Origin of the sequence: Mesorhizobium sp. M4B.F.Ca.ET.089.01.1.1, from assembly GCF_004022605.1 — a bacterium.
Taxonomy (GTDB): domain Bacteria; phylum Pseudomonadota; class Alphaproteobacteria; order Rhizobiales; family Rhizobiaceae; genus Mesorhizobium; species Mesorhizobium abyssinicae.
The window spans coordinates 1-11,885 of record NZ_RZOS01000160.1 but is presented as its reverse complement, the minus strand read 5'-3'; the positions used below and the strand labels follow the sequence as shown (position 1 = coordinate 11,885).

Genomic DNA, 11,885 nt, shown 5'->3' with positions numbered 1-11,885 from the left:
TCTTGATGTAGAGCAGCGCGTCGAGCACCATCGGTCCGCAATCGTCCATGTCGACGAAATAGGTGTCCATGCGCGGGTTCTCGTCATCGTCCGGCGACCAGCGGTAGATGCGGTATTCGCGAAGATTGGTGGCGCCTTCCGGCTTCGGCCAGGTCTTGCCCTGCTGAACTTTCGAATTCTTGGGAAGCGTGAGTTCGACCATTACCTGCGGTCCTTTCGGATGACGAGCTTCAGCCCGGACCAGATTTCATTCACGGCGGCAACCTTGACGTCGACCAGGTCGCGCTTCAGCGCCTCGGCGCGGATGACGTCCTCGGTGACGTCGGTCGCCACTTTCGACGCCTTTTTCGGCCATGAAACCCAGACCATGCCATCGCGCTTGATCGCCGTCTCGATGCCGGCAAGGCCGTCCTCGATCTCGGCGCGCTGCCGGGTGAAGGCATGCACGGCATCGTATTTCTGGCGACCAGAAATTTCCGACCAGTCGGCCAGCCGGTCGATCGCGGCAAAGTCCACGGCTCCGGCAAGATCTTCCAGCTCCGGCGGCAGCGCGATGAAGGCGGCGACTATGCCGTCCTTCAGGCCGAGCTTGGCCGGAAGCGGAGTGCCGGAATATCCCGTTGCCGCCAGCGCCATCGTCAGTACACCCTGGCCTTCGGCGCAATCTTGGCAAGGCTGATGCCGCCGTCCTTTTCGGCCAGCAGCGGCTCGGTGTGCACCGGGCGATAGGTCAGCGTCACCTTGCCGTCCTCGCTGAGATGGGCCAGCGTGTGCTTGCGCCACGCGGCGTCGTCGCGGGCCGAGAAATCCTCGCGCGCATGCGCGCCGCGGCTCTCCTTGCGCGCCTCGGCGCCGTAGACCGTGGTGATGGCGTTGGCCATCAGGTTTTCCAGCTCCAGCGTCTCGACCAGATCCGAATTCCAGATCATCGAGCGGTCGAACACTTTTATGTCCTTGAGCTCGCCCCAGATCTGCGAAATGCGCTTGCAGCCGTTTTCCAACGATTCCTGCGTGCGGAACACCGCCGCGTCTTCCTGCATCGCCTTCTGCATCTTTTCGCGAAGCACCGCCGTCGGCGTCGAGCCGTTGGCGTGGCGAAGCCGGTCGAAGCGGTCCATGATCTTCTCGACCGAGGCTTCGTTCGGCGACGGGATCGCCGACTTGCGGTCGATCACCTGGCCGGCGCGGATCGCCGCGGCGCGGCCGAACACGACGAGATCGATCAGCGAGTTGGAACCCAGCCGGTTGGCGCCGTGCACCGAGGCGCAGCCGGCCTCGCCGACCGCCATCAGGCCTGGCGACACTCTGTCCGGGCTCGCGGCTGTCGGGTTGAGCGCCTCGCCCCAATAGTTGGTCGGCACGCCGCCCATATTGTAGTGCACCGTCGGCAGCACCGGGATCGGATCCTTGGTGAGGTCGACGCCGGCGAAGATCTTCGCCGACTCCGAGATGCCGGGCAGCCGCTCGTGCAGCACCGCCGGATCGAGATGGTCGAGGTGCAGGAAGATGTGGTCCTTGTTCTTGCCGACGCCGCGTCCCTCGCGGATCTCCAGCGTCATGCAGCGCGAGACGACGTCGCGCGAGGCGAGGTCCTTGGCCGACGGCGCGTAACGCTCCATGAAGCGCTCACCCTCGGAATTGACGAGGTAGCCGCCTTCGCCGCGCGCACCCTCGGTAATCAGGCAGCCGGCGCCATAGATGCCGGTCGGGTGGAACTGCACGAACTCCATGTCCTGCAGCGGCAGCCCGGCGCGGGCCGCCATGCCGCCGCCGTCACCGGTGCAGGTATGCGCCGACGTCGCCGAGAAATAGGCGCGACCGTAGCCGCCGGTCGCCAGCACCACCATCTTTGCCGAGAAGCGGTGGATGGTGCCGTCGTCGAGGTTCCACGCGACGACGCCGGTGCAGGTGCCGTCCGGCTCCATGATCAGGTCGAGCGCGAAATACTCGATGAAGAACTGAGCGTTGTTCTTCAACGACTGGCCGTAGAGCGTGTGCAGGATGGCGTGGCCGGTGCGGTCGGCGGCGGCGCAGGTGCGCTGCACCGGCGGTCCGTCGCCGTAGTTCATCATGTGGCCGCCGAACGGCCGCTGGTAGATCTTGCCTTCCTCGGTGCGCGAGAACGGCACGCCGTAATGCTCGAGCTCGTAGACGGCGGCCGGCGCCTCGCGCACCATGTATTCCATGGCGTCGACATCGCCCAGCCAGTCCGAGCCCTTGACGGTGTCGTACATGTGCCACTGCCAGGAATCCGGGCCCATGTTGGAGAGCGAGGCGGCGATGCCGCCTTGCGCCGCCACCGTGTGCGAGCGCGTCGGGAACACCTTGGTGATGCAGGCGGTGCGCAGGCCCTGCTCGGCCATGCCGAGCGTGGCGCGCAGGCCGGCGCCGCCGGCGCCGACGATCACCACGTCGAACTTGTGGTCGACGAAAGTGTAGGCGGAATTGGCTGATTTCGCGTCCTTGGCCAAAATGTCAGCCTCCGAATGCCAGTTTGAGCAGGGCGAAGAGCGAGGCGACGCCGACCGCTACGGAAAAGAATGTGTTGAGCGCGATCAGCGCCAGCTTCATGCCTTCGCCATGCACGTAATCCTCGATGATCACCTGCATGCCGAGCCGCATGTGGTAGAGGCCGGAAATCAGCACCAGCGCCAGCACCAGCGCCACGAACGGATTGGCGAGCGCCGCCCGCACTTCCGTGTAGCCGTGGCCGTTGAGCGCGATCAGGAAGCCGACGAAGAACAGGATCAGCGGGATGTTGGCGATCGCCGTCAGCCGCTGGCGCCAGAAATGGCCGGTGCCCTCGCGGGCGGAGCCGAGGCCGCGCACCTTGGCCAGCGGCGTGCGCATGTCGGTGTTCTTGCCGCTCATGGTCAGGCTCCCCGCGCCATGTAGCCGGCGATCCAGATCAGCAGCGTGAGCAGGATCGAGCCGGCCAGCGTCGCCCAGGCGATCTTCGAGGCCGTGTGCTTCTCGAGCCCGGCGCCCGTGTCCCAGACCAGGTGCCTTATGCCACCCAGCATGTGATGCATCAGCGCCCAAGTGTAGCCGAACAGCACCAGCCGCCCCAGCCACGAGCCGAAGGCCCAGTTGACCCAGTCGAAGGTGGCCTCGGAGCTCGCCGCCGCCATCAGCCAGAACGCCACCAGCAGCGTGCCGAAATAGAGCGCGCCGCCGGTGATGCGATGGATGATCGACATCGTCATGGTGATCGGCGGCCGATACACGGTGAGGTGCGGCGAAAGCGGCCGCTCACGTCTGGCAAATTCGCGGGTGGCTGGTGATTTGCTCATGGCTCCCCCAGTTCGGCGTCTCCTGGAGCCCCAGCGGAAAGGCGGCATTGCCGCCTTCGGTTGCGACTTCGGACAGCCGGTTTCTAATGCTCTTTTTGCACCGCGTCAAAGCCGGAAAATCGTTTTGGAAACGTCATTTAGTCTGACAAATAGGCCGGCTTTTGCTTCAATCGATTAGGGCGAGGCCGAAAGCCGGCGCAATGTTTCGCTGCAGTGCGGTATGCCGATGAAGATTGCTACCTTCTGCAAGTGAGTGGCGTCGATCCTTTCTTCATCAGCAGCGCCTCGCGTCCGTCGATCACAACTGCGTCATGCGTCGCCGCCGCCTGGTAGCGGCTGCTCTGGTTGGCGGGCGATGCCGCAAACTCCTCGGTCCAGCCATCCGGCCCCGCGACACGCAGCGACGTGCCGAGATTTTGGATCGAGATCACGGAGCCATTGCATCTGTAGGTGGCCATGCCGACAGCCGATCGCGGCGCAGTCAGGTTGGTGGTGATCTTGGCTGCGGGTGCCGGAGGCGCCGCGGGTGCGGTGGCCTGCTGAGCCGGAGCGGGAGAGACCGCAGCCGAAGCCGCCTTGGGCGCGCCGTCCTGCGGCACACAGGCCGCGGCTGCAGCGAGCAACGGAGCAAGGAGCAATCCCCGAACCAAGCGGCGTAACCCCATGTGCTGCCCCTCCTGTGCGCGGCACGCTAGCCACGATGTCGTTCCTGATCAAGCTCACCGGCTCAAACGGTCGGTTGAGGTGGCGCGATGGTGCGGGCAAGCATGGCCGAAAGATGGCCACCCCGTCTGCCGAAATTAACCATGTTTGTTAAAGTCCGGCTGAGAAAACCTCCCGGCTCTTAACAAAGGTTAAGAAAAGGTTAATTTCCGATTCGAACAGGCTCAGACCGAAACGGTCGAAGCAAACGGAGGGTGCCATGCGTTCGCATTCGAGCAGACTGCGCCTTGCGGCGCTTGCGCTGGCGGCACTTGCCGTCGGCTTCACGGCGCCGGCCGAGGCCGGGCTGCGCCACCACGACCGCGTCTATGCCGATTCCTTCGGCAATCTCGTCATCGACAGCGCCGCCGGCTACAAGCGCATCATCGTCGGCGAAGGCAGGCACGCCAAGGAACTCTCGAACTTTACCAGTGCCGGCGAGCCCGACGTGATCTACGAGAACGAATCCGACGAGACCGTTGGCCGCGGCTGCTACCAGCCGCCGGTCTTCATCAAGGGCCGCTCCTATATGTACGGCCTGTCCGACGGCGAGATGCCGAACCTCAGCCCCTGCCGTTGAAGACGGGGGACGCCTGCCGTCCGGCCGGCCCGGCCGAGACGCGCACGCAATCGCGGCCGCCGCCCTTGGCCTGATAGAGCGCCTCGTCGGCGCGCCGCAACAGATCGGAAAAACCCTCACCCGCGCCAAGCTCGGCGACGCCGAAGCTGGCGCTGCAGCGATGCTCGGCCGGCAGGCTGTCGATCGGCAGGGCGCCGAAAGCGCTGCGCGCGCCTTCGGCGAACAGCCGCGCGGCCGCGAGATTGGTGCCCGGCAGGATGATCGCAAACTCCTCGCCGCCGATGCGCCCGGCGACGTGATGGTCGGCCGCCGCCTCGCGCAGGAAGCCGGCGAAGGTCTCGATCACCCGGTCGCCGCAGGCGTGGCCGAAATTGTCGTTGATGCCCTTGAAATGGTCGAGGTCGGCGATCACGAGCGCCACCGGAACGCCACGGCGCGCGGCATCCCTCAGGGTGATTTCGGCATGACGTTCGAAGCCGCCGCGGTTGAGCAGCCTGGACAGCGCGTCGGTTTCCGATTTCGACGTCGCCTCGGCCAGCACGTCGCGCACCAGTATGGCCAGCGCAAGCAGCGCCAGTGCCAGGCCGAAAACGGTGCCGAGCGATTGCGACACCAGCGCGTAGCTCGTCTGCACATAGGATTGCGGGTCGGCGCCGCGGCCGCCCAGCCCATGCGCGATGAAGGGCTTGGAGGCAAACTGCAGCGCGCTGGCCGTCAGCACCGCCATCAGTATGGTGTCGAGCCGCTCGCGCCTTTGCCTTGACGACCAGACGATGCCGAGCGCGGTGAACTGCATGACCGCGTAGGGAAGCTGATAGGCCATCATCGCCGTCAGCGACTGGCGCGGCAATTCCTGCACCAGATAGACGGCGACGGAGGCGATGGCCAGGAAGAACAGCATCGGCCACCAGGGCGGCGCCACGCCGTATTTGTGCGCAAGTCCGCCATTGAAGACGATGGTGGCGCCGAGGAAGACGGCAAAGGCCGCGACCACCGGAAGCCGGGCATTGTCGAAGGCGGGGATGACGAACTCGAGCGCGAAATAGACCATGCCCAGCACATAGCCGAGGGCCAGCCAGCGCGCCGACACCCGGCTTTTGTCGTAGATGGCGATCGTCATGAACGCCGCCGCCAGCAGTCCGGCGACGAACAGGTTGATCACGAGGATGACGTCCGCGCTGCCCATGGTCCAAAAACCCCCGCCGACAGCAAAGCATCGACGGGCGAAAAAGACGTTAACGTGGGGTCATGATTGGGCCGCGTGGCCTCACCCGACGCTGGCGGGCTCCGGCACGAAGACCGTTTCGGGACGCTCATAGGACAGGCGCACGCTGTCGCGGCCGTTCTTCTTGGCCTTGTAGAGCGCGTCGTCGGCGCGGCGCATCAGCGGCGCCAGGCCTTCGTCGCCGGTGCGGGCGGCGACGCCGAAGCTCGCCGTCACCCTGACGCCTCGCGGCAGGCTGGCGACGCCGCCGGACGAATAGAGCGAGCGGATCGCCTCGGCGAACAGGCGGGCCGAGGCCAGGTCGCACAGCGGCAGGAGCACGGCGAACTCCTCGCCGCCGATGCGGCCGGCAGCGCCGCGCGTGCCGGTGGCGAAGCTCAGCTTGGCGGCGAAGTCGGCGATCACCCTGTCGCCGACCGCGTGCCCGTGCTGGTCGTTGAGCGCCTTGAAGTGGTCGAGGTCGGCAAGCACCATGGCGACGGGGAATTTCGCCTTGGCGCACTGGTCGAGCAGCAGCGCCGCCCGCTCCTCGAAGCCGCGGCGGTTGAGCAGGCCGGACAGCGGATCGGTATGGGTCTCGGCCTTCAGCGCCTTCAAGACGTCGAGCGCGGCCGCCGAGAACAGGGAAAGCGCGATCAGCAGCGACAGCAGCGCATGCGAGAGCAGCGCCGTCGTCCAGTAGGACGAGCCGTAGAATCCGTCATAGCTCGGGAACGGCCCGTGCACGATGACGACGATCAGGGTTCGGACGACGAAGTTCAATCCCGAAAGCAGCGACAGCACGAACAGGATCTTCTCGGTCGGACCGTTGCCGCGCACCGTGCGCAGTTCCGCGGCGACCAGCAGGCTGAGGGCGCCGAAACCGAAATTCATCGACAGGATGCGCCAGGTGAGATCCGGCTGCACGAACATGAACCATGAAAAGGCGGCGAGCCCGCCGCCGGTGGTGAGCGCGATGCCGACATAGGGGACGCGCCGCCCGTAGCGCGCAACGATGGCGCTGGAGAGGCAGCAGGCGGCCGCCGTGAAGCATATGTTGGAGACAAGCTTGGTCAGCACCATCCCGACAGGAAGGGTGAAATACTGGAACAGGAAGCCGGGGGCCGACAGGCAGTAGCTCGTGGCCAACACCGCCAGGTAGGGGCGATGGCGCTGATGGAACCACAGGACGAGGAACGCGGCGCCAAGCGCCAGCGCGATCGTCGGGTTGAGCAGCGCTATGAGCAGACCCGTGTCCAAACGACTGTGATTTCCCCGCTTACGTGAGGGAAGATGCTAAAGCGCAAGCCCAAACAAGCGGTTAAGCGAAGGCCGCCTTTCCGAAAAAACCGGAGGCGCGGCAAAGAAAAACCCCGAGCCACCTGGATGGTTCGGGGTTTTGACCTCGTCCGTATGCGAATGCCGCGGCTGCTATTTCCAGTCGCGGATGTCGACGAAATGGCCGGCGATCGCGGCCGCCGCGGCCATGGCCGGCGACACCAGATGGGTGCGGCCCTTGAAGCCTTGCCGGCCCTCGAAATTGCGGTTCGAGGTCGAGGCGCAGCGCTCATGCGGCTTCAGCCGGTCGTCGTTCATGGCGAGACACATCGAGCAGCCCGGCTCGCGCCAGTCGAAGCCGGCGGCGAGGAAGATCTTGTCCAGCCCCTCGGCCTCCGCCTGTTCCTTGACCAGGCCGGAGCCCGGCACGATCATGGCGTTGACGCGCGGATTGACCTTTCTGCCCTCGACCACCTTGGCGGCGGCGCGCAGATCCTCGATGCGGCCATTGGTGCAGGAGCCGATGAATACGCGATCGAGTTCGATGTCGGTGATCTTGGTGCCGGGCGTCAGCCCCATATAGTCGAGCGCGCGCAGCTTCGACGAGCGCTTGTTCTCGTCGGTGATCTCTTCCGGATTGGGCACGAAGCCCTGCACCGAGACCACATCCTCGGGCGAGGAGCCCCAGGAGACGATCGGCGGCAGCTTCTGCGCGTCGAGCACGACCACCTTGTCGAAATGCGCGCCTTCATCCGAATGCAGCGTCTTCCAATAGGCAAGTGCGGCATCCCAGGCCGCGCCCTTGGGCGCGCGCGGCTTGTCCTTGACATAGGCGAAGGTCGTCTCGTCCGGCGCGATCAGGCCGGCGCGCGCGCCGCCCTCGATCGACATGTTGCAGATCGTCATGCGGCCTTCCATCGACAGCGCGCGGATCGCCTCACCGGCATATTCGATGACGTAGCCGGTGCCGCCGGCGGTGCCGATCTCGCCGATGATGGCGAGGATGATGTCCTTGGCGGTGACGCCTTCCGGCAGCGTGCCATCGACGCGCACCAGCATGTTCTTGGCCTTGCGCTGGATCAGCGTCTGCGTCGCCAGCACATGCTCGACTTCCGACGTGCCGATGCCATGCGCCAGCGCGCCGAAGGCGCCGTGCGTGGAGGTGTGGCTGTCGCCGCAGACGATGGTCATGCCGGGCAGGGTGAAACCTTGCTCCGGGCCGATGATGTGGACGATGCCCTGGCGGATGTCGTTCTCGGAATAATAGTCGATGCCGAAATCCTTGGCGTTCCTGGCCAGCGCCTCGACCTGGATGCGGCTTTCCTCGTTCTTGATGCCGAACTTGCGCTCGGGCGAGGTCGGCACATTGTGGTCGACCACGGCCAGCGTCTTTTCCGGATGCCGGACTTTTCTGCCGCTCATGCGCAGGCCCTCGAAGGCCTGCGGGCTGGTCACCTCGTGAACGAGATGGCGGTCGATGTAGAGCAGGCAGGTGCCGTCGTCCTGGCGGTCGACCAGATGGTCGTCGAAGATCTTGTCGTAGAGGGTGCGCGGTGCGCTCATGTGCGTAAATCCGTCGATATGAAAAAGGGAAGAAGCCGGTGCCGGGCCATGCAAGCCCGGCAAGGGCGACGAGGCGAAGACGGCCTAGCTAAGTCGGCTGGTGAGCGCGCCGCAAACGCGCGCGGCAAATCGCGACGGCAGGCGCTTTCTGTCCTGCAGCACGAAACCCTTGTAGGCCGGATCGCCGAAAAGCTCTTCCATGGCGCTGCTCATATCAATGTTTGCCGATTTCGGCAATCGGCAGGCATTTGCGGCTTAGACACCGAACGTCAGCGCTGCCCCTCACCTGCCTGCCGGCACCCTCTCCCCGTATAGTGACGGGGAGAGGAACGCTCTCATAGGCGATTTCGCCAATTGCTAAAGTTTGGATGAAGAGAGCCGGCGTTGCGGCCAGCCCCTTCTCCCCGTCACTATACGGGGAGAAGTGCCCGGCAGGGCGATGAGGGGCGGCGCCGACATCGGTGATTGGCGCTCACACCACCTCAAACACAAACGTCTTCACCAAGGCCTCCGGATCGCCGATCGCATAGCAGCGGAACCACGGGCTTTCCTCGACCGGGCGCCATTTCTTCGCCTGCGTGAGCTCATCGAAGACATCTTGAAATCCGCCGCTCTCGAACACCTGGTCGCGCACCGTGAAGATGGCGTGGCCACCGCGTCGGGTGATGTGCACCAGCTCATGCAGGCCAGATGCCGGCGCATGGCCGATGGTGAACACGCCGGTCGAGAAGAAGGCGCGGAAATGGCCGTCCGGCCAAGGCAGCGGCCCGCCGAGCATCGCCTTCTTCAGCTCGCTGTAGGCGTTGCGGCTGCCGGCGATCTTCAGCATGTCGTCGGAGAGATCGAGCCCGGCAATGTCGGCATAGCCAAGCGCCTTCAGCGACGGGCCGGAGAGGCCGGTGCCGCAGCCGGCGTCGAGCAACGGGCCTTCGCCGACAGGCACATGGCGCGCCACCCAGGCGGTGATCAGGAACGGCAGCAGATAGCCGAGCGAGGCGGTCTCGCTGTCATAGGTCGCGGCCCATTCGGCATAGGCCTTGGCGAACGCCTCCGGCGTGTCGGCCGTATAGACGGAATCCAGCGCCGCATTGGCCTTGTCGAAATCCACCAAATTGTCCTCCTCCGCTGGCGCGCGGGACGGATCGTAGCGCGGTCCTTGTTGGACTTCTATTCCTGGTGCTGGCGGCGCAGCCGCTGCTCCAGCGCCCTGAGCGCCAGCGACAGGCCGACGGTGAGGATCAGATAGATATAGGCGACGATCGAATAGGTCTCGAAGAAGCGGAACGAACCGGCGGCATAGACCTTGCCCATCTGGGTGATGTCGGCGACGCCGAGCACCGAGACCAGCGAGGAATCCTTGACCATGGCGACGAAGTCGTTGCCGAGCGGCGGCAGGATGGTGCGGATCGCCTGCGGGAAGACGATCAGCCGGAAGCGCTGCGCGCGTGTCAGTCCGAGCGCCTTGGCCGCCTCGATCTGGCCCTTCTCGACCGACTGGATGCCGGCGCGGAACACTTCCGAGATGAAGGCGGAATAGCCGATGGTCAGCGCCATGATGGCGCGCCACAAAAGCGAGACGTCGCGCACCAGCAATTCGCCGAGATAGCCGGCGCTTTGCAGCGGCGCGGTCAGCGCGTTCCACGCAGCGACGACGGCCGGCGCGCCGGCGAACGCGATCCAGAACAGCAGCACCAGGATCGGCACGCCGCGGATGATCTCGACATAGAAGCGGGCGATCTGGCGAAGCACCCGCGAGCTCGACAGCCCCATCAGGGCGATGCCGAGCCCGATCGCCGAGGCCAGCGCGAACGCGACCACGGTGACGAAGACGGTGATGCCGATGCCCTTGGCGACGGTGGCGAAGACCTGGGCGTAGAGGTCGCTCGACGCAATGAACAGCGCCGCCGCCAGCGCCAGCGCCAGGGCGGCGGCCAGCCACCAGGGGAATTCGGCTTTGGCGGAGGAGGTTGCGGGCATCAGGCGGCGGCGCCTGAGAGGTAGTCCCGAGAGGACTGCGCCAAGGCACCCCTCTCTGGCCTGCCGGCCATCTCCCCCTCAAGGGGGGAGATCGAACTTCGCGTTGGCTTTCGCCAATCACCAACGTTGAATGAAGAGCACCGTCGGCGGAGCTGCCAATCTCCCCCCTTGAGGGGGAGATGCCCGGCAGGGCAGAGAGGGGGGCCTGGGCGCAATGTCAGCGCAATTTCCTGCAAACCCACTGCGCGCACCAAGACGAGCTCACTGCCCCATCTTGTAATCAAGGAACCACTTCTTGTTCAGCGCATCGAGCGTGCCGTCGGCCTTGAGCGAGGCAATCGCGGCGTTGACCGGTTTCACCAAATCCGATCCCTTGGGGAAGATGAAGCCGAAATCCTCGGTGCCGAGCGGCCCGCCGATCAGCTTCAGCTTGCCTTCCGAAGCGTCGACATAGCCCTTGCCGGCGGTGCCGTCGGTCAGCACCACGTCGACGTCGCCCGACTTCAGCGCCTGCACCGTGGCGCCGAACGTCTCGAACAGCTTTATGCGCGGGTTCTGCTCGTTGCCGTCGAGCACGCTGTAGACGGCGGTGTAGAAGGGCGTGGTGCCTGCCTGCGCGCCGATCAGCCCGTCCTTGAAGGCGCCGAAGGTCTTGGCGTCTGTGAAGCGGCTTTCATCGCCGCGCACCAGCATGAACTGCTCCGAACGCATATAGGGGTCGGAGAAGTCGACCTTCTCCTTGCGGTCGTCCTTGATGGTGATGCCGGTCATGCCGATGTTGTACTGGTTGTCGGAAACCGCCTGGATCATCGCGTCCCAGGAGGTGTTCTGGTACTCGACCTTGAAGTTCAGCCGCTTGGCGATCTCGTCCATCGCGTCATATTCCCAGCCGATCTGCTTGCCGGTTTTGGAATCGATGAACTGCAGCGGCGGATAGGCGTTCTCCGTCACCACCACCACCTTCTTGCCGCCGAGGTCGGGCAGCGTCTCGGCCAACGCGGTGACAGGCGCGAGAAGGCAGGCCAGCACGGCTGCCAGCAGCAGTTTCGATTTTGTCATGACACGCTCCAGAACTTGAAACGCCCCACGAAGGTGCGGGGCTTGCAGGAAAATCCGGCGCCGACTTTAGCTTTCCGCAAGCGCCTTGCAAGTCGATCCGCAACGCCACGTGGCTGAAGCTGATCCCATGCTCACGACGAAGCGGATTTGCAGCATCTTCGGCGGGCGTCTATTCCGTTGCCTCGCGCAAGCCGGCGACGAGACGGGTTAGCGTTCCATGCAGGGCCTT

Annotated in this window: 12 protein-coding genes and 1 pseudogene; 1 reads left to right on the top strand and 12 read right to left on the bottom strand. The window is 65.0% G+C overall.

Annotated features, from left to right (window positions below; translation table 11 throughout):
* The 6 genes and pseudogenes from EN780_RS16775 to EN780_RS41570 form a co-directional block, all read right to left on the bottom strand.
* Window positions 1–202, bottom strand: a pseudogene (locus EN780_RS16775) (succinate dehydrogenase iron-sulfur subunit); the annotation flags it as partial.
* Window positions 202–636 carry a DUF3052 family protein gene (locus tag EN780_RS16770; protein WP_128274752.1) on the bottom strand — a complete coding sequence of 145 codons (435 nt, stop codon included), beginning with the start codon at window positions 634–636 and terminating at the stop codon, window positions 202–204. The gene EN780_RS16770 and the pseudogene EN780_RS16775, both read right to left, overlap by 1 nt.
* Window positions 637–638: 2 nt before the next feature.
* On the bottom strand, window positions 639–2,471 hold the full coding sequence (sdhA, locus tag EN780_RS16765) for a succinate dehydrogenase flavoprotein subunit (RefSeq protein ID WP_127282069.1): 1,833 nt from the start codon (window positions 2,469–2,471) through the stop codon (window positions 639–641).
* Window positions 2,472–2,475: 4 nt separating this feature from the next.
* Window positions 2,476–2,871 (bottom strand): succinate dehydrogenase, hydrophobic membrane anchor protein, encoded by a 396-nt coding sequence (gene sdhD, locus EN780_RS16760; RefSeq protein WP_127282070.1) that lies wholly within the window; start codon window positions 2,869–2,871, stop codon window positions 2,476–2,478.
* 2 nt (window positions 2,872–2,873) lie between these two features.
* The gene (gene sdhC, locus EN780_RS16755; protein WP_127282071.1) at window positions 2,874–3,293 is read right to left on the bottom strand and encodes a succinate dehydrogenase, cytochrome b556 subunit; all 420 of its coding nucleotides are present in this window, start codon (window positions 3,291–3,293) and stop codon (window positions 2,874–2,876) included.
* Between the two features lie 236 nt (window positions 3,294–3,529).
* Window positions 3,530–3,751 (bottom strand): hypothetical protein, encoded by a 222-nt coding sequence (locus EN780_RS41570; protein ID WP_348631262.1) that lies wholly within the window; start codon window positions 3,749–3,751, stop codon window positions 3,530–3,532.
* Window positions 3,752–4,215: 464 nt separating this feature from the next.
* Between EN780_RS41570 and EN780_RS16745 the strand changes: the two genes are divergently transcribed.
* The gene (locus tag EN780_RS16745) at window positions 4,216–4,575 is read left to right on the top strand and encodes a hypothetical protein (RefSeq protein WP_128274750.1); all 360 of its coding nucleotides are present in this window, start codon (window positions 4,216–4,218) and stop codon (window positions 4,573–4,575) included.
* Here the strand turns inward: EN780_RS16745 and EN780_RS16740 are convergent.
* The 6 genes from EN780_RS16740 to EN780_RS16710 all read right to left on the bottom strand — a co-directional run bounded on the left by EN780_RS16740 (window position 4,559) and on the right by EN780_RS16710 (window position 11,656).
* The gene (locus EN780_RS16740) at window positions 4,559–5,761 is read right to left on the bottom strand and encodes a GGDEF domain-containing protein (protein WP_128274749.1); all 1,203 of its coding nucleotides are present in this window, start codon (window positions 5,759–5,761) and stop codon (window positions 4,559–4,561) included. The two genes, EN780_RS16745 and EN780_RS16740, sit on opposite strands and share 17 nt — an antisense overlap.
* An 81-nt stretch (window positions 5,762–5,842) precedes the next feature.
* Entirely contained in the window at window positions 5,843–7,039 is a 1,197-nt protein-coding gene (locus tag EN780_RS16735) for a GGDEF domain-containing protein (RefSeq protein WP_127282075.1), read from the bottom strand.
* A 171-nt stretch (window positions 7,040–7,210) separates the two neighbouring features.
* Window positions 7,211–8,620, bottom strand: a complete 1,410-nt coding sequence (gene leuC, locus EN780_RS16730) for a 3-isopropylmalate dehydratase large subunit (protein WP_127282076.1) — start codon at window positions 8,618–8,620, stop codon at window positions 7,211–7,213.
* A 472-nt stretch (window positions 8,621–9,092) separates the two neighbouring features.
* Entirely contained in the window at window positions 9,093–9,728 is a 636-nt protein-coding gene (locus tag EN780_RS16720; RefSeq protein WP_128274748.1) for a methyltransferase domain-containing protein, read from the bottom strand.
* Between the two features lie 59 nt (window positions 9,729–9,787).
* The gene (locus EN780_RS16715) at window positions 9,788–10,597 is read right to left on the bottom strand and encodes an amino acid ABC transporter permease (protein ID WP_127282078.1); all 810 of its coding nucleotides are present in this window, start codon (window positions 10,595–10,597) and stop codon (window positions 9,788–9,790) included.
* A gap of 261 nt (window positions 10,598–10,858) precedes the next feature.
* Window positions 10,859–11,656, bottom strand: a complete 798-nt coding sequence (locus EN780_RS16710) for a transporter substrate-binding domain-containing protein (RefSeq protein WP_128274747.1) — start codon at window positions 11,654–11,656, stop codon at window positions 10,859–10,861.
* Window positions 11,657–11,885 lie beyond the last annotated feature (229 nt).